Origin of the sequence: Dorea sp. MB18-49 (assembly GCF_023669465.1) — a bacterium.
In the GTDB taxonomy this organism is placed as follows: Bacteria; Bacillota; Clostridia; order Lachnospirales; family Lachnospiraceae; genus Dorea_A; species Dorea_A longicatena.
Window position 1 is genome coordinate 1 of sequence record NZ_JAMOYX010000056.1, and the last position, 16,457, is coordinate 16,457.

Genomic DNA, 16,457 nt, shown 5'->3' on the forward strand with positions numbered 1-16,457 from the left:
GTTATCTCCGGGAATTTATAATCCTTTTCCATGCATTTGTAGACTGCGTCTCTGTCCTTTTTACTATAGAGGAAGAATTCACACTGTCTGATCTTTCCCTTCGGACCACGCAGGCGATGGAAAATGGAAAACAGGAAAGTATACCTGGATGATCATACAAATTTATTGCAACTGGAAGAGCACATGTACCCGTTGGTGGATGTGAAGACACCGAATGTATTTCGTAATCTGTTCCATTATGACGAGATTCCGAAAATCGCATTCAATGACCGAATTGTTCCGCATTGTATGCCGGATGAGATCTGGATCACAGATACAACATTCAGAGATGGCCAACAATCACGTGCCCCGTACAGTACTGAGCAGATCGTAACATTATATGATTATTTTCATCGTCTGGGTGGTCCGAAGGGAAAGATCAGACAGTGTGAATTCTTCCTCTATAGTAAAAAGGACAGAGACGCAGTCTACAAATGCATGGAAAAGGATTATAAATTCCCGGAGATAACAAGCTGGATCCGTGCGAGCAAGAAAGATTTCGAACTGGTGAAAGAGATCGGAATGAAAGAGACTGGTATTCTGGTAAGCTGTTCGGACTATCATATATTCTATAAACTAAAGATGACAAGACGTGAGGCAATGGAACATTATCTGTCTATCGTAAGAGAATGTCTTGAGACAGGAATCAGCCCGAGATGTCATCTGGAAGATATCACACGTTCCGACATCTATGGATTCGTCATTCCATTCTGTCTGGAACTTATGAAACTGATGGATGAGTATAAGATTCCGGTCAAGATCCGTGTCTGTGATACCATGGGATACGGGGTCAACTATCCGGGAGCTGTAATACCAAGATCTATTCCGGGAATCATCTATGGACTCAGAGTACATGCCGGTGTTCCAAGCGAACTGATCGAATTTCACGGACATAATGATTTCTATAAGGCAGTCAGCAATTCATCGACAGCATGGCTTTATGGTGCGTGCGGTGTGAACTGTTCACTTTTTGGAATCGGAGAGCGTACCGGTAATACACCACTGGAAGCGATGGTGTTCGAATATGCACAGCTTCGTGGCACACTGGATGGGATGGATACAACAGTTATCACAGAGCTTGCAGATTATTATGAGAAAGAGATCGGATATCATATTCCTTCAAGAACACCTTTTGTTGGTAAGAACTTTAATGTAACAAGGGCTGGAATCCATGCAGATGGTTTATTGAAGAATGAAGAGATCTACAACGTATTTGATACCGGAAAATTCCTGAACCGTCCTCCGCTTGTTGCAATATCTAACACATCCGGACTTGCAGGTATTGCACACTGGATCAATACATATTTTAAGCTGCCGGAGGACAAGAAAGTAGATAAGAACTCAGAACTTGTAAGTTCTGTAAAAGAATGGGTAGATAAGCAGTATGAAGAAGGACGAGTAACCGTTCTTACAGACGATGAGTTGATCAGAGTTATCGACGAAAACTGCAAGAGACTTGGTGTGGAATTGATATAGCAGAGGTGTTTTTAATGGAAGAATATCAGGACAGATCCTTACGAGGAAGAGTGTTCCGGCATCTGCGGGAAGATATTCTGAATGGGGTATATAAAAATCATGAAGAATTAAGGGAAGTAACAATCGGTGAAGAACTGGGGGTAAGCAGAACACCGGTAAGAGAAGCCTTAAGACAATTGGAGTTAGAAGGACTGGTTACGATCATTCCGAATAAAGGTGCGTATGTGACAGCCATTACCAGAAAAGATGTGAAAGATATCTATAAGATACGTTCGCAACTGGAAGGGCTGTGTGCCAACTGGGCAACGAAATATATTACGGATGCGCAGATTGAAGAACTGGAAGAAGTGATTCTTCTGTCAGAATTTCATTTGCATAAGAAGGGATCCGGACAGATTGAACAGATGTCAGAAATGGATGGTAAGTTTCATAAGATATTGTATGAGGCATCCAACAGCAGGATCCTGGAACATGTATTAACAGATTTTCACAAGTATGTACAGCTTGCCAGGACGATGTCTATTGAAGCACCGGAGCGTGCCGAGAAATCAATAGAAGAACACAGAGAAATCCTGGAAGCAATCAAGGCAAAAGATGCGGCAAAAGCAGAACAGCTTGCAAATGAACATATATTACACGTGATGGAAAATCTGCATCTGGAAGAATAATAAAAGATGCCGCGAACAGATAGAAAGGAGACAAATACCATGGCAAAAATTAAAATGACAACACCGATTGTAGAGATGGACGGAGACGAGATGACAAGAATTCTCTGGAAGATGATCAAAGAAGATCTTCTGGAGCCATATATTGAACTGAACACAGAATATTATGATCTGGGTCTGGAACATAGAAATGAGACAGATGATCAGGTAACAATCGATGCTGCTAATGCAACCAAGAAATATAAAGTTGCAGTAAAATGTGCAACAATCACACCGAATGCGGCACGTATGAAAGAGTATGATCTGAAAGAAATGTGGAAGAGTCCGAACGGAACGATCCGTGCAATACTTGACGGAACTGTATTTCGTGCACCGATTGTTGTAAAAGGCATTGAGCCATGTGTAAAAAACTGGAAAAAACCAATCACTATTGCAAGACATGCATATGGAGATGTATATAAAAATACAGAGATGAAGATTCCTGGACCTGGAAAAGTAGAACTGGTATACACGGCAGAAGACGGCACAGAGACCAGAGAACTGGTACACAACTATGCAGGACCGGGTGTTGCACAGGGAATGCATAACTTATGCGGATCTATTGAAAGCTTTGCGAGAAGCTGCTTTAATTATGCATTGGATACAAAGCAGGATCTGTGGTTCGCAACAAAAGATACGATCTCTAAGAAGTATGACCATACATTCAAAGATATTTTCCAGGAAATCTTTGACAAAGATTATGCCGAGAAGTTCAAAGAAGCCGGAATTACATATTTCTATACTTTGATCGATGATGCGGTTGCAAGAGTTATGAAATCAGAAGGCGGATATATCTGGGCATGTAAGAACTATGACGGAGATGTAATGAGTGATATGGTTTCTTCCGCATTTGGTTCTCTTGCAATGATGACATCTGTTCTGGTATCACCGGATGGAAATTATGAATATGAGGCAGCTCATGGAACTGTACAACGTCATTATTACAAGCATCTGAAAGAGGAAGAGACTTCTACAAACTCTGTAGCTACAATTTTTGCATGGACAGGTGCTCTTAGAAAACGTGGTGAGATGGATGGAAATGCCGAATTGGCAGCATTCGCAGATAAGCTTGAAAAAGCAACCATTGATACCATTGAAGAAGGTAAGATGACGAAAGATCTGGCATTGATCACGACACTGGAAAATCCAACCGTATTGAACAGCGAAGGATTTATTAAGGCAATTGCTGAAAAATTAAAATAGATAATATATATCTACAGGACCTGCCACCGGCAGCTCCTTACGAATGCATGGCAATATAAAAGCCCGCCCCAGAAGCTTTCTGGAGCGGGCTAAAAAGTTGCAAATCAGGCGTTTAAGCGTCTTCCGCTAATTCCTCCCATTTCATGTATAATTCTTCTAATTCTTCCGCTATTGCGGCTTTTTCTTTTGCGAGTTCCTGGCATTTTACAGAGTTGGTGAAAATCTCTTCCTGAACCATCAGGGCATCGATCTCACCGTCACGGCCTTCCAGTTCGCTGATACGTTCTTCAGTCTTTTTTAGCTCATTCTGACGTTTGCGAAGTCTTGCCTGGGCTTCCTTTTGCTCCTGCCAGCTGAGTTTTGACTCGGATACATTCTTGTCTGTACTGTTATCTGAAACGGATGAAGATGTAGAAGCTACTCCGGCATATGCAGTAGTGAGTTCTTCTTTTTTCTCCAGATAATAGTCATAATTTCCGATATAATTTACAAATGTATGATTGACAAGATCCAGAATCCGTGATGCAGTCTGATTGATGAAATAACGGTCATGAGAGACATAAAGTACAGTGCCGGTATAATCATTCAAAGCATTCTCAAGGATTTCTTTGGATGCGATGTCCAAGTGGTTGGTCGGCTCGTCGAGGATCAGGAAATTCGCTTCAGAGAGCATCAGTTTTGCGAGAGATACACGTCCGCGTTCCCCACCGCTCAAAGAACTGATCTGTTTGAAGACATCATCACCGGTAAAAAGAAATGCTGCAAGCACATTCCGGATTTCCGTATTCGTAAGAGTCGGATAATCATCGGAAATCTCGTCAAAAATTGTTTTCTCCATATGAAGGACATGATGTTCCTGATCGTAGTAGCCAATCTTAACATTGGAGCCAAGTGTATAAGTACCGGAATCAGCAGATACCACTCGGTTTAAGATCTTAAGAAGCGTAGTCTTTCCTGTTCCGTTATCACCGATTACTGCGACATGTTCACCACGTTTGATCTCGAGATTAACGTCTGTAAAAAGTTCCTGTCCGGGGAAAGATTTGCTTAAATGTTCAATAGTCAGAACATCATTGCCACTTACACAGGATGGTTCCAGTTTCAGATGTATATCTGTATTAACTTCTATCGGTTTTTCGATGGTCTGCATTTTTTCCAACATCTTTTCGCGGCTTTCGGCACGTTTGATGGATTTTTCGCGGTTGAAAGAACGAAGCTTTTCGATAACCGCTTCCTGATGCTTGATTTCCTGCTGCTGGTTAAGATATTCCTTCAGGCGTATGTCGCGAAGCTGCTGCTTCTTTGCTGCATAGTCGCTGTAATTTCCCATATAAGTACGAAGTTCTCCAAGCTCGATTTCAAGAACTTTCGTGACAACTTTGTTCAAAAAATAACGGTCATGAGACACGATCAGCACAGCTCCCTGATAGTTTAGAAGATAGGTTTCAAGCCATGCAATTGAATTCAGATCTAGATGGTTGGTTGGCTCATCAAGAAGCAAAATGTCTGGTTTCGTTAACAGAAGCTTGCCGAGAGATACACGGGTTTTCTGTCCTCCGGAGAGAGTGTCGACGGGTTTGGTGAAATCATTTTCCGTAAATCCAAGTCCCTTTAACACACCGGTGATCTCACTTTTGCAAGAATAGCCGTTCTCACGTTCGAAAGTGGCCGTAAGGCGGTTGTAAGTTTCCAGACGGTCGTTCAGGGCGTCACCGGAGAGATGCTTAAGTTCCATCTCGATCTCGCGGATACGGCGCTCCATAGCGATTATATCGGCCTTTGCGGTGCGGACTTCTTCATAGATCGTATTACCGCTTTGCATCTCTTGATGCTGGGCAAGATAGCCAAGTGTCTTACCTTTTGTCAGGATGACGTTGCCGTCATCCGGGGCTAATTCGCCTACAATCATTTTGAGCAGAGTGGACTTACCGGCACCGTTCGGTCCGACAAGAGCTGCTTTTTCGTGATCTTCTATATGGAAGGATCCATCTCTGACGATGAGGTGTTCACCGAAAGATTTCTGGATCCCGTGACATGCTAATATCATATATTTCCTCCTGAGTTATGGATAATTGATACGTTGGTATTCTCAAAATGCATTTACACATGCTACTTTATTATAACGGAAATTGCATAAAATTCAACAATAGTTTGACAATAATCTTTCAATTTTATATAATTATTTCAGACTATGATTGGAAGGGTGAAAACATTGGAAGAAAGAGAGATTTCTCGTGCGGTCATAAGAAGATTGCCGAGGTATTACAGATATTTGGGCGAACTGTTGGAAAATGGTGTAGAGCGGATTTCTTCGAACGATCTGAGTAAGCGGATGAAAGTAACAGCATCCCAGATCCGTCAGGATCTTAATAATTTCGGAGGATTCGGACAGCAGGGATACGGTTATAACGTTAAGTATTTATACACAGAGATTGGAAAGATATTAGGATTGGAAGAAGACCACAATATTATTATCATTGGTGCAGGTAATCTTGGGCAGGCACTGGCTAATTATGCAGCCTTCGAGAACCGTGGATTCATTCTGAAAGGAATCTTTGATGTGAATCCAAGACTTCAGGGAGTATCCATCCGTGGAGTTCCGATCCGTATGATGGATGATCTGAAAACGTTTGTTCAGAATAATGAGATTGATATTGCAGTTCTGACGATTCCGAAAGAGAAAGCAATTGAAGTTGCGAATATGCTGGTTGAGAACGGAGTACGTGCGATCTGGAACTTTGCACATACAGATTTGAACCTTCCGGATAATGTTGTTGTTGAGAATGTGCATCTGTCAGAAAGTCTGATGCAGTTGTCATACAATATCAGTCGTTACAAAGAGGACCATAAATAAACTATAATACAAGAAAGCGTGTAGGAGTAGTCTGGAATACGGACATATTTTTACACGTTCTTTTGTTGCAGAGATATATCTGATGGGAGATGAATAAATATATGAAACTTCTGGTTAATGCTGCACAGATGAAGGCTGCCGATCAGTACGCGATTCAGGAACTGGGCATTGCATCACTGGAATTAATGGAGCGTGCAGCAAATGCCTGTGTACAGACGATGCAAAGTGAGAATCTGGATCTTTCTTCTGTCTGTGTGGTATGTGGATCAGGGAATAATGGCGGAGATGGATTTGCCATCGCCAGGATCTTGAAGAATATGGGGTGTTCTGTGGATACTTATCTGGTCGGCAATCCAGAGCATTGTACACCGGAGACACGGGAACAGATAAGACGTCTTAAAGAATGTGGTGGTAAGATCACAGAAGATATCCCGCAGGATAACAGCTACAGCATAGTGATAGATGCCGTGTTCGGAGTCGGACTGAGCCGTAAGATTGAAGGTACATATCGTCAGGTGATTGAACGTATGAATCAGATGCAGGGTACAAAATTTGCAGTAGATATCCCATCAGGACTTTCAGCCTCTACGGGATGTGTGCTTGGTTGTGCATTCCACGCAGATGATACAGTGACATTCGAGGTGAAAAAGATCGGCCTTGAACTGGCGCAGGGCAGAGCATATGCAGGAAGAGTAACAGTAGCAGAGATTGGCATTTCGCATGAGCCGTTATTACAGGATGCAGATGTGATTCATTCTTTTGGAAGAGAAGAATATCGTAGAATGCTTCCGGAAAGACCGGAAGATTCTAATAAGGGAAGTTATGGAAGGCTTCTTGTGATCGCTGGAAGTAAGGGTATGGCAGGTGCAGCATATCTGAATGCCCATGCGGCTTATATGACAGGAGCCGGGCTTGTCAGAATCTATACACCAAAGGACAACCGCGAGATATTGCAGACACTTCTGCCGGAAGCAATCATAACGGCTTATGATGAATTTAATAAAGAAGAAGTACTAAAGCTTCTTAAGTGGGCAGACGGTGTGTGTATTGGTTCCGGCATTGGAAGAAGTACAACATCGGAGAAGTTATTGCGGACGGTTATAGAGTACGTGGATGTTCCATGCCTGATTGATGCAGACGGGTTAAATCTTCTGTCAGATAACAAAGATCTTCTTGATCGGCTGGCAGACCGGAAGTTCATATTTACGCCGCATATGAAAGAGATGTCTAGACTTACAGGCATCCCTGTGGAAGATCTTAGAGAAGACCGGATACAGATCCTGAAGAAATTCGCTGACGGATATCAGGTAACCTGTGTATTAAAAGATTCCAGAACACTGATCGCAGATAAGGCAAATGAAATCTGCCTGAATCTTACCGGGAACAGTGCGATGGCAAAAGCCGGTTCGGGAGATGTGCTGGCCGGTGTGATCGCAGGCTTTATGGTGCAGGAAAAAGATACGAAAAAAGCAGCCAGATTAGGTACATATGTACATGGTTTGGCCGGTGACCTTGCAAAATTTGAAAAAGGCGTATATAGTGTAATGGCAAGAGATCTGATAGAATATATCAGTAAAGCATTAATGAAACTGGAGGATGAATAGCAGTGAAACATTATACAAGAGTTTTAGCCAGAGTCGATTTAGATGCGGTTGAATATAATATAGAGATGATGAAGAAAAATATTCAGAAAGATACACAGATGATGGCAGTCATCAAGATGGATGGTTATGGACATGGTGCCGTTCAGATTGCAAAGCTTCTGGAACCCAAGGATTATATCTGGGGTTATGCAGTAGCTACGCTGGATGAAGCTATTTTATTAAAAGATGCATGTTTGAAGAAACCGGTATTGGTTCTTGGATGCATTTTCCCGGATCAGTGGGATACGATGATCCGCAATGAAGTACGTATGACTGTCTATAGTTATGAGATGGCAAAAGAAGTGTCAGAGCTTGCAGAAGCCATGGGCTGTAAAGTCTATGTACATATTAAGCTTGACACTGGAATGGCAAGACTGGGATTCCAGATTACAGAGGAGAATGCCGAAGAAATCGCAAAGATCAGTAAACTGCCGAACCTGGTAATGGAAGGAATGTTTACACATTTTTCCAAGTCTGATGAAGCAGATAAGACATTTACCAATGAGCAGCTTGATAAATATCTCTGGATGAAAGAAGAACTGAAAAAAAGAGGTGTTACGTTCCAGTATTATCATTGCTCCAACAGCGCAGGTATCATTGATCTGAAAGAAGCGAATATGGATATTGTACGTGCGGGTATCACTACATATGGCATGTATCCGTCAGATGAAGTAGAGAAAGAACGGGTTCCGTTAAAACCGGCAATGGAACTTATCAGTCATGTTGCCCATGTAAAATGGCTGACAGAAGGAAAGCCTGTAAGCTATGGCGGAACGTATGTTACAACCCGTCCGACAAAAGTGGCTACGATTCCGGTCGGTTATGGAGACGGATATCCAAGAAGTCTGTCTAATAAAGGATATGTGCTGATCCATGGGCAGAAAGCACCGATCATCGGACGTGTATGTATGGATCAGTTCATGGTTGATGTGACAGCTATCGAGGACGTGGAATTCGGAGATAAAGTTGTAATATTCGGACGTGACGGAAAGGAGTTCCTGTCAGTTGATACGCTGGGAGAACTTTCCGGAAGATTTAATTATGAATTCGTGTGTGTATTGAACAAACGTATTCCAAGAGAATATATCCGCCACGGAGAAGTCGTAGAACAGGTAGACAGTTTTTAATTGCCGTGCATTCGTACAGAAGCTGCCGGTGGCAGGTTCTGTAGATATCGTAAAACTTTGCAGAATACATCTGAGAAAAAAGGAAATACTTAGTATATCTTAAGAATCGGAGTGTGAAGCAAAGTGCAGGTGAAACGAGGAGATATCTATTATGCAGATTTAAGTCCGGTGGTGGGATCGGAACAGGGAGGAATCCGTCCGGTTCTGATCATTCAGAATGATGTGGGAAACAGACACAGTCCAACTGTTATCTGTGCCGCTATCACATCCCGGATGAATAAGGCCAAACTGCCAACGCATGTAGAAATCGATGCAAGAAGATATCATATTGTAAAGAATTCAGTGGTTTTACTGGAACAGATCCGCACGATCGACAAACAAAGACTTAGAGATCTGGTATGTCATCTGGATGAAGAGATAATGAACAAAGTAGATGAGGCGATCCGAATCAGTTTCGAGCTTCATACATAGAAGAAGGAGTTAAGGATAATTAATTATGGAAGAGGGAAGTTTGTTCCAACGAATGAAACAGATATTTCATGAAGATGAAATGGATGAAGAGATGCAGAAAGAAGCTGCAGCACTGATCCGCAATATTTTCCGCTATATGGATAAAGATGCGAAAGACATTATGACCCACCGTAAGAACATTGTTGCAATTGACGGAGACTGGTCTCTGGAAGAAGCATTAAAATTCATGCTGGATGAAAGATTTTCAAGGTTCCCGGTATATCAGGAGGATATTGACGAGATCATAGGTATTATCCATTTAAGAGATGCAACATCCGGTTATCTGGATGAATCAAAGAGAGGCTGTCCGGTGAAAGAATTGAAAGAATATCTCCGTCCGGTTACATATATTCCTGAAACCAAAAGCATCGATACTTTATTTAAAGAGATGCAGTCCACAAAGAATCATATGGTGATTGTTCTGGATGAATACGGCCAGACGTCCGGACTTGTTGCTATGGAGGATATTCTGGAAGAGATCGTCGGAAATATCCTGGATGAATATGATGAAGAAGATGAGATGATCCAGAAGCAGAATGACGGAAGCATGATCGCAAATGGCCTGACAGAGCTTGAGGATCTGGAGGATCTCATTCCTGTTACATTCGACAAAGAAGATTATGAGACGTTAAATGGTTTTCTGATTGATGAATTGGAACACATTCCGGGTGAAGATGAAAAGTGCGTAGTAGACTATGAAGGATATCGTTTTACCGTTTTACAGGTAGATAATAATATAATTCAGACAGTTAAGATTGAAAAACTGCCCGAAGCGTGATAGAATAGATAAAGTGTGTAATAATACAATTTTTATAAAAGATAAAACAAAATAGATAAAGAGAGGTAAAAGACATGTCAGGACATTCAAAATTTGCCAATATTAAGCATAAGAAAGAGAAAAATGATGCTGCCAAAGGAAAGATCTTTACAAAGATCGGTAAAGAGATTGCAGTAGCAGTAAAAGAAGGCGGAAGTTCAGATCCTTCTAATAACAGCAGATTGAGAGATGTAATCGCAAAAGCAAAATCCAACAACATGCCAAACGATACAATTGAAAGAAATATCAAACGTGCATCCGGAGATATGAGTGCAGCAAACTATGAGCACATTACATATGAAGGATACGGACCGAACGGTACAGCTATCATCGTAGAAACTCTTACAGATAACAAGAACCGTACAGCATCTAATGTAAAGAATGCATTCACAAAGGGAAGCGGTAACGTAGGAACACCTGGATGTGTATCATTCATGTTCGACAAGAAAGGTCAGATCGTGATTGACAAAGAAGAATATGAAGGCGATGCAGATGAACTGATGATGCAGGTACTGGATGCAGGAGCAGAGGACTTTGTAGAAGAAGAAGACAGCTTTGAAGTACTGACAGATCCTGATGATTTCAGTGCGGTACGTCTTGCAATGGAAGAAGCAGGAATCCCGATGGCATCCGCAGAAGTAACAATGATCCCTCAGACATATGTAGAACTGACAGATCCAAAAGACATTGCCAATATCCAGAAGACGCTGGATATGCTGGATGATGACGATGATGTTCAGGATGTATATCACAACTGGGATGAATAAAATGTATGCAACACCTCCATACTAATAAAAAGTATGGAGGTGTTTTTATGAGCGAAGAGAAAAAAGAAAAAGAAAAAAGTGCAGAGCCGACAGAAGAATTAAAAGAAACCGGTAGTGCGAATCTTGAAGGAAGCCGGGACAACCACAGAATCAAACTTCTTACGATAGTGGGTGAAATTGAAGGACATGAAGCGGTATCCGGGAATACAAAGGCCACAAAGTATGAACATCTGCTTCCTATGCTGGCCGAAGTCGAAGACAGCAGTAAGATTGATGGTCTTCTGATTCTTCTGAATACACTTGGGGGAGATGTAGAGGCGGGACTTTCGATTGCAGAAATGATCGCTTCTTTGAGTAAACCTACAGTATCCCTGGTGCTTGGCGGCAGTCATTCGATTGGCGGACCACTGGCAGTGTCGGCCGACTATTCATTTATCGTGCCAAGCGGAACAATGGTGATACATCCGGTGCGGTCTAACGGGATGTTTATCGGAGTTCAGCAAAGTCTCGATAACATGATACGTACACAGGACCGGATCACAAGATTTTTGTCAGAACATTCTTCTATGAAGCAGGAGCGGATCGAAGAGTTAATGTTAAACCCTACAGAGCTGGTCAAAGATGTTGGGACACTTCTGGAAGGAAAGGATGCTGTAAGAGAAGGACTCATTGATGCTGTAGGCGGGTTAAGTGATGCATTGAATAAATTGCACGAAATGATCAGTGACAGAAATCAAAAAAAGAACGAAAATGTGTAATGACAGCAATTCCCCTAAATGCTATAATTATAATTAGTATTGCCATCATAAGGGGGAGTTTTCATGACGGCGAAGTCTACAAAGAGTAAGACGAACAGAAAAAAAACAGGTACGACTTCAAAAAAGTCGACTTCTAATAAAAAAACAACAAAGAAAAATACAAAAAAAACAACCAGATCTACCAGAACCACAAAGTCCGGTAATAGTTTTCTGATGGATGAAATCCTGATATGGATAACACTTGCGGTCAGTATCATTCTTCTGATCAGTAATTTTGGTGTTGCAGGATTTTTAGGAGATGCCGTATCCGGAGTTTTGTGGGAGATATTTGGGGCCGTGGCCTATATCATTCCATTCGTTTTGTTTGGTCTGGTATCTTTTCAGGTGTCTAATAAAGGCAACCGGTATGCTTACATGAAGACAGTAATTGCAGTGCTTTTGCTGTTCCTTGCTGAAATTTTGCTGCAGCTCGTGGACGAACTTGGCGGAAAGATCGGAAAGGGACTGGCATCTGTATTAACGCCGGCAATCGGTGTAGCCGGAACATATGTTGTCACAGTGATCCTTATGATCATCTGTCTGGTGATCATTACAGGAAAGTCTGCATTAAAAGGTGTGAAGGCCGGCAGTGATAAAGCATATGCAAGGGCAAAAGAAGATGCAAGAAGACATAAAGAGCATGCAGAAGTCAGAAAACGTGAACGCATGGAACAGCGTGAACAACGTGAAAAGGAACGTGCTGCGGCTGCGGCAGACAGCAGCATGCACAGGCGGAGAGACAAGCATGTGGAAGGAGTATCTTTCGATACGTCTATCGCTAAGAAATCTCCGGAAGTAAGAGAACTTCCAATCGATCCAAAGACAGCAAAAGGACCGGAGAAACCGGAATTTATCATACACCGTGCGGATCCTGAGCCGGCAGATTATGGAAAAGAAGACATGACGAATGAACCGGAACAGAAGACTTCGGAATCTGAAAATGATCCAAAGACACAGGAAAAACCTGCAAGACGTAAGAATCCGAAGATGGGGGCGGCAGGAATGGCAGATGAAGTAGCAGATGTTGCTGCAAGCGTTGCCGCAGATTCTGTAAAGCCGAAAAAAGAGTATCAGTATCCGCCGTTATCTCTGCTTCAGAGAGGAAAACGCGGCGGAGGAGAATCAGATGCGCATTTAAGAGAGACCGCTATGAAGCTGCAGCAGACACTCGAGAACTTTGGGGTAAAAGTTACCATTACCAATGTAAGCTGTGGACCTTCGGTTACAAGATATGAATTACAGCCTGAAATGGGAGTCAAAGTCAGTAAGATCGTAGGTCTTGCCGATGATATCAAACTGAATCTTGCAGCGGCAGATATCCGTATTGAGGCTCCGATTCCGGGAAAAGCGGCAGTAGGGATTGAAGTACCGAACAAAGAAAACAGTGCAGTCATGCTCCGTGATCTTCTGGAATCGCCGGAATTTAAGAACAGTTCTTCCAAGATATCTTTCGCAGTAGGAAAGGACATCGGCGGAAAGACTGTGGTAGCAGATATTGCCAAGATGCCGCACGTACTGATCGCCGGCGCTACCGGATCTGGTAAATCCGTATGTATCAATACGTTGATCATGAGTGTCTTATATAAGGCAGACCCTAATGAAGTAAAACTGATCATGATCGATCCGAAGGTTGTAGAATTGAGTGTGTATAATGGTATTCCACACCTTCTGATTCCGGTAGTCACTGATCCGAAAAAAGCGGCAGGCGCACTGAACTGGGCAGTGGGAGAGATGTCAAGACGTTATCAGGCATTTGCCAAATATAATGTCAGAGATATGAAAGGATATAACGAAAAGATCAAAAGTCTTGGAGTCCAGACCGAAGAAGGCGATAAACTGGAGCCTATGCCACAGATCATTATTATTGTTGATGAGCTTGCGGATTTGATGATGGTAGCTCCGGGAGATGTAGAGGAAGCAATCTGCCGTCTGGCACAGCTTGCGAGAGCCGCAGGGATCCACCTGGTGCTTGCGACACAGAGACCGTCAGTTAACGTTATCACCGGACTTATCAAGGCGAATATGCCTTCGAGAATCGCATTCTCAGTATCATCCGGTGTAGATTCCCGGACGATTATAGATATGAACGGTGCAGAGAAGCTTCTGGGAAAAGGAGATATGCTTTTTTATCCGTCAGGATATCAGAAACCGGCCAGAGTACAGGGATCATTTGTTACAGATAAGGAAGTACAGCAGGTAGTAGAATATCTGCGTGAACATAACGGCGATGTTACATACAATCAGGATATAGAGACGCATATGAATACCATTCCTACCGGAAATCCGGCATCAGGATCCGGCGGAAGTGAAGGTAATGAAAATGATGCATATTTTGCAGATGCCGGAAGACTGATCATTGAGAAGGAAAAAGCATCTATCGGAATGCTCCAGCGAGCTTTTAAGATAGGGTTTAACAGAGCTGCAAGAATCATGGATCAGTTATGTGAGGCAGGCGCCGTAGGACCGGAGGAAGGAACAAAACCTCGAAAAGTTCTGATGTCTTCGGAAGAATTTGAACAATATTTGAATGAGAAGAATGGATAAGAGATAGAATTCACAGTAGGAGGATGGCATAAGATGAGATGTAGGTATTGTGGTCAGAGAATACCTGAAGGGGAATTGTATTGCAGACATTGTGGAAAAGAGGTCCGCATTGTTCCGGACTACAACCCATTAGATGATATGCTTACAGCACAGATAAAAGGTGCAATAGACAGTGATGGCTATGAGGATGAGATGTATTATTCCCGGCCTTCACGTAACAGAGATGCAGCTGGAAGATCTACAACCGGCAGCCGTAGAGGAAATGAAAGACGCAGTACAGGTGTGGCAAGAAATAATACAAGAAACAGAAGCAGACAGATGAATGAGGATGAACGCAGACGCCGTAACCGTGAGCGTGCAAGACAAAAAGCACTTCGCAAAAAAAAGAAAAAGCGTGCACTGCTTCTCGCATTGTCCCTGTTACTTATCATAGGAATTGTTGGAATATTTGCTTATATGACATCATATATCGGTGCGGTCAACAAGGGAAATAAAGCACTCGAAAGAAATGATTATACAGAGGCAGAAGACTGCTTCAGAAATGCCATGGCAAAAGATGACACCAGACCGGAAGCATACACAGGCCTTTCAAAAGTTTATCAGGCACAGGATAATACAGAAAAAGCAGAGCGTCTGTTCTCGGATGCACTGAAAAAACAGGAAGATAATATCGAATTATATCGTGCGTGCATCAAATTCTATATCCGTTCTGATCAGAACGAGAAGATTCCGGAGCTTCTGGATAATGCGACTTCGACGATCACAGATGAATTACCGGAATATGTAGTGAAGACTCCGAAATTCAGTCTGGATGACGGTGAGGATTATGATGATGTTCAGCAGTTAAAACTGACGGCAGAATCGGGAAATAAGATATATTATACGAAGAACAAGAAGAAGCCAACCACAGGCAGCCATAAGTACAATAGTCCGATTCAGATTGAAGAGGGAGACACAACGATCTATGCAATAGCAGTAAATAAGGCGGGCATTCCAAGCCTTCCGGTGAAAAAATCATATACCGTTGAACTTCCGATCGAAGATGCACCGGCAGTGTCCCCGTCAACCGGACAGTACAGCACTGCTCAGGAGATTGAGATTAAAGTACCGGATGGATATACGGCGTATTATACGACAGATAAATCAGAACCGACGACTTCTTCTACGAAGTACACCGGACCGGTAGAGATGCCGGAAGGAGAGACCATCTTTAAGGCAGTATTGGTCAATGCCAAGGGAAGAGTGAGCGGAATTACGACCAGAAATTATGTATTGAATTAAGATCGATATGCCACCGGGAGTTGTTGATTTCAATTTATTGAATGAAGTTTTGAGCTGGTGTCACCAGAATTGATAGAACTTTTGAAGTATATGGAACATAGTACGGATGAAGTGTCAGAAGTCTGTAAAAGTGAACGAATTCAAAAGATGCATAGACGGATTTGTCAGATCAAAGCAAGTGAAAAGACAGAGGTGAAATATATGCAGTCGTGGGAAGAAAAGATACTTATAAAACAGGAAGGTATTGCAGAAGGAAGATTAGAAGGAAAATTAGAAGAGAAGCAAGAACTTATGAGAAAGTTGTCTAATAAATTCTCAATCGAACAAATTGCGGAAATGCTGGAAATTGATATTTCTGAAGTAGAAAATATAATAAAAGAACTTGCAAAATAATAAAAGCGGTCAGATATATTCCGGAAGATATGTCTGATCGTTTTTATCGTTATGCGTTCAAAAGATGCTTCCGATTTCAGGTTCTGTAGACGTCAAAGTATGCAAGAGAAGTATAAGTCGAATTGTGTAATGTTTTTAACAAGCTTCAAATGCATAAAAGAAAAATTAATACTGTGATCGGCTCTGCATATTTTGAATTTTTGTAAAAAATACATACAAATAAATGAATTTCAACTGGGGAAGTAGAAAAAAACACAAATTTAACATTTCAACCACTTGAAAAATAAATTCCTTAGTAGTAC

The 16,457-nt window shown here is 42.1% G+C and carries 14 protein-coding genes; 13 read left to right on the plus strand and 1 reads right to left on the minus strand.

The features are described 5' to 3' along the window. Nucleotides 1-123: 123 nt before the first annotated feature. From NCY30_RS13085 to NCY30_RS13095, 3 genes are read left to right on the plus strand one after another with little or no spacing between them, the layout of a single operon-like run. Nucleotides 124-1,515, plus strand: a complete 1,392-nt coding sequence (locus NCY30_RS13085; protein ID WP_055181058.1) for a hypothetical protein — start codon at nucleotides 124-126, stop codon at nucleotides 1,513-1,515. Nucleotides 1,516-1,529: 14 nt separating this feature from the next. Further along, nucleotides 1,530-2,183: a GntR family transcriptional regulator gene (locus NCY30_RS13090; RefSeq protein ID WP_006426665.1), complete on the plus strand. Its 654-nt coding sequence runs from the start codon at nucleotides 1,530-1,532 to the stop codon at nucleotides 2,181-2,183. Between the two features lie 39 nt (nucleotides 2,184-2,222). Continuing rightward, nucleotides 2,223-3,422: an NADP-dependent isocitrate dehydrogenase gene (locus tag NCY30_RS13095; RefSeq protein WP_173817904.1), complete on the plus strand. Its 1,200-nt coding sequence runs from the start codon at nucleotides 2,223-2,225 to the stop codon at nucleotides 3,420-3,422. Nucleotides 3,423-3,534: 112 nt separating this feature from the next. Here the strand turns inward: NCY30_RS13095 and abc-f are convergent, their stop codons facing one another. After that, a complete protein-coding gene (gene abc-f, locus NCY30_RS13100) occupies nucleotides 3,535-5,469 on the minus strand; it encodes a ribosomal protection-like ABC-F family protein (RefSeq protein ID WP_173817903.1) in 1,935 nt (644 codons plus the stop codon). A gap of 165 nt (nucleotides 5,470-5,634) precedes the next feature. Here abc-f and NCY30_RS13105 point away from each other — a divergent pair, with 165 nt between their 5' ends. The 10 genes from NCY30_RS13105 (at nucleotide 5,635) to NCY30_RS13150 (ending at nucleotide 16,155) form a co-directional block, all read left to right on the plus strand. Continuing rightward, complete coding sequence (locus NCY30_RS13105) at nucleotides 5,635-6,276, plus strand: redox-sensing transcriptional repressor Rex (protein WP_044919602.1); 642 nt, start codon at nucleotides 5,635-5,637, stop codon at nucleotides 6,274-6,276. A 101-nt stretch (nucleotides 6,277-6,377) separates the two neighbouring features. Then, entirely contained in the window at nucleotides 6,378-7,880 is a 1,503-nt protein-coding gene (locus NCY30_RS13110) for an NAD(P)H-hydrate dehydratase (protein WP_250818800.1), read from the plus strand. A 2-nt stretch (nucleotides 7,881-7,882) separates the two neighbouring features. Next, nucleotides 7,883-9,046: an alanine racemase gene (alr, locus tag NCY30_RS13115; RefSeq protein WP_022414949.1), complete on the plus strand. Its 1,164-nt coding sequence runs from the start codon at nucleotides 7,883-7,885 to the stop codon at nucleotides 9,044-9,046. A 123-nt stretch (nucleotides 9,047-9,169) separates the two neighbouring features. Beyond that, complete coding sequence (locus tag NCY30_RS13120; RefSeq protein ID WP_022414948.1) at nucleotides 9,170-9,517, plus strand: type II toxin-antitoxin system PemK/MazF family toxin; 348 nt, start codon at nucleotides 9,170-9,172, stop codon at nucleotides 9,515-9,517. Nucleotides 9,518-9,542: 25 nt separating this feature from the next. After that, a complete protein-coding gene (locus NCY30_RS13125) occupies nucleotides 9,543-10,334 on the plus strand; it encodes a hemolysin family protein (protein WP_006426658.1) in 792 nt (263 codons plus the stop codon). Nucleotides 10,335-10,408: 74 nt separating this feature from the next. Continuing rightward, nucleotides 10,409-11,140: a YebC/PmpR family DNA-binding transcriptional regulator gene (locus NCY30_RS13130; protein WP_022414946.1), complete on the plus strand. Its 732-nt coding sequence runs from the start codon at nucleotides 10,409-10,411 to the stop codon at nucleotides 11,138-11,140. A gap of 47 nt (nucleotides 11,141-11,187) precedes the next feature. Continuing rightward, nucleotides 11,188-11,898, plus strand: a complete 711-nt coding sequence (locus tag NCY30_RS13135) for a ClpP family protease (RefSeq protein ID WP_022414945.1) — start codon at nucleotides 11,188-11,190, stop codon at nucleotides 11,896-11,898. 63 nt (nucleotides 11,899-11,961) lie between these two features. Beyond that, nucleotides 11,962-14,481: an FtsK/SpoIIIE family DNA translocase gene (locus NCY30_RS13140; protein WP_250818801.1), complete on the plus strand. Its 2,520-nt coding sequence runs from the start codon at nucleotides 11,962-11,964 to the stop codon at nucleotides 14,479-14,481. A gap of 33 nt (nucleotides 14,482-14,514) precedes the next feature. Continuing rightward, nucleotides 14,515-15,762, plus strand: a complete 1,248-nt coding sequence (locus NCY30_RS13145) for a chitobiase/beta-hexosaminidase C-terminal domain-containing protein (protein WP_055193895.1) — start codon at nucleotides 14,515-14,517, stop codon at nucleotides 15,760-15,762. A gap of 201 nt (nucleotides 15,763-15,963) precedes the next feature. Further along, nucleotides 15,964-16,155 carry a hypothetical protein gene (locus NCY30_RS13150; protein WP_022414942.1) on the plus strand — a complete coding sequence of 64 codons (192 nt, stop codon included), beginning with the start codon at nucleotides 15,964-15,966 and terminating at the stop codon, nucleotides 16,153-16,155. Nucleotides 16,156-16,457 lie beyond the last annotated feature (302 nt).

What these genes read in the sequence shown, in the direction of transcription:
- abc-f (WP_173817903.1), bottom strand. Translation starts at nt 5,469, where the DNA reads ATGATATTAGCATGTCACGGGATCCAGAAATCTTTCGGTGAACACCTC.
- NCY30_RS13110 (WP_250818800.1), top strand. Translation starts at nt 6,378, where the DNA reads ATGAAACTTCTGGTTAATGCTGCACAGATGAAGGCTGCCGATCAGTAC.
- NCY30_RS13125 (WP_006426658.1), top strand. Translation starts at nt 9,543, where the DNA reads ATGGAAGAGGGAAGTTTGTTCCAACGAATGAAACAGATATTTCATGAA.
- NCY30_RS13085 (WP_055181058.1), top strand. Translation starts at nt 124, where the DNA reads ATGGAAAACAGGAAAGTATACCTGGATGATCATACAAATTTATTGCAA.
- NCY30_RS13095 (WP_173817904.1), top strand. Translation starts at nt 2,223, where the DNA reads ATGGCAAAAATTAAAATGACAACACCGATTGTAGAGATGGACGGAGAC.
- NCY30_RS13145 (WP_055193895.1), top strand. Translation starts at nt 14,515, where the DNA reads ATGAGATGTAGGTATTGTGGTCAGAGAATACCTGAAGGGGAATTGTAT.
- NCY30_RS13090 (WP_006426665.1), top strand. Translation starts at nt 1,530, where the DNA reads ATGGAAGAATATCAGGACAGATCCTTACGAGGAAGAGTGTTCCGGCAT.
- NCY30_RS13135 (WP_022414945.1), top strand. Translation starts at nt 11,188, where the DNA reads ATGAGCGAAGAGAAAAAAGAAAAAGAAAAAAGTGCAGAGCCGACAGAA.
- NCY30_RS13130 (WP_022414946.1), top strand. Translation starts at nt 10,409, where the DNA reads ATGTCAGGACATTCAAAATTTGCCAATATTAAGCATAAGAAAGAGAAA.
- NCY30_RS13140 (WP_250818801.1), top strand. Translation starts at nt 11,962, where the DNA reads ATGACGGCGAAGTCTACAAAGAGTAAGACGAACAGAAAAAAAACAGGT.
- NCY30_RS13150 (WP_022414942.1), top strand. Translation starts at nt 15,964, where the DNA reads ATGCAGTCGTGGGAAGAAAAGATACTTATAAAACAGGAAGGTATTGCA.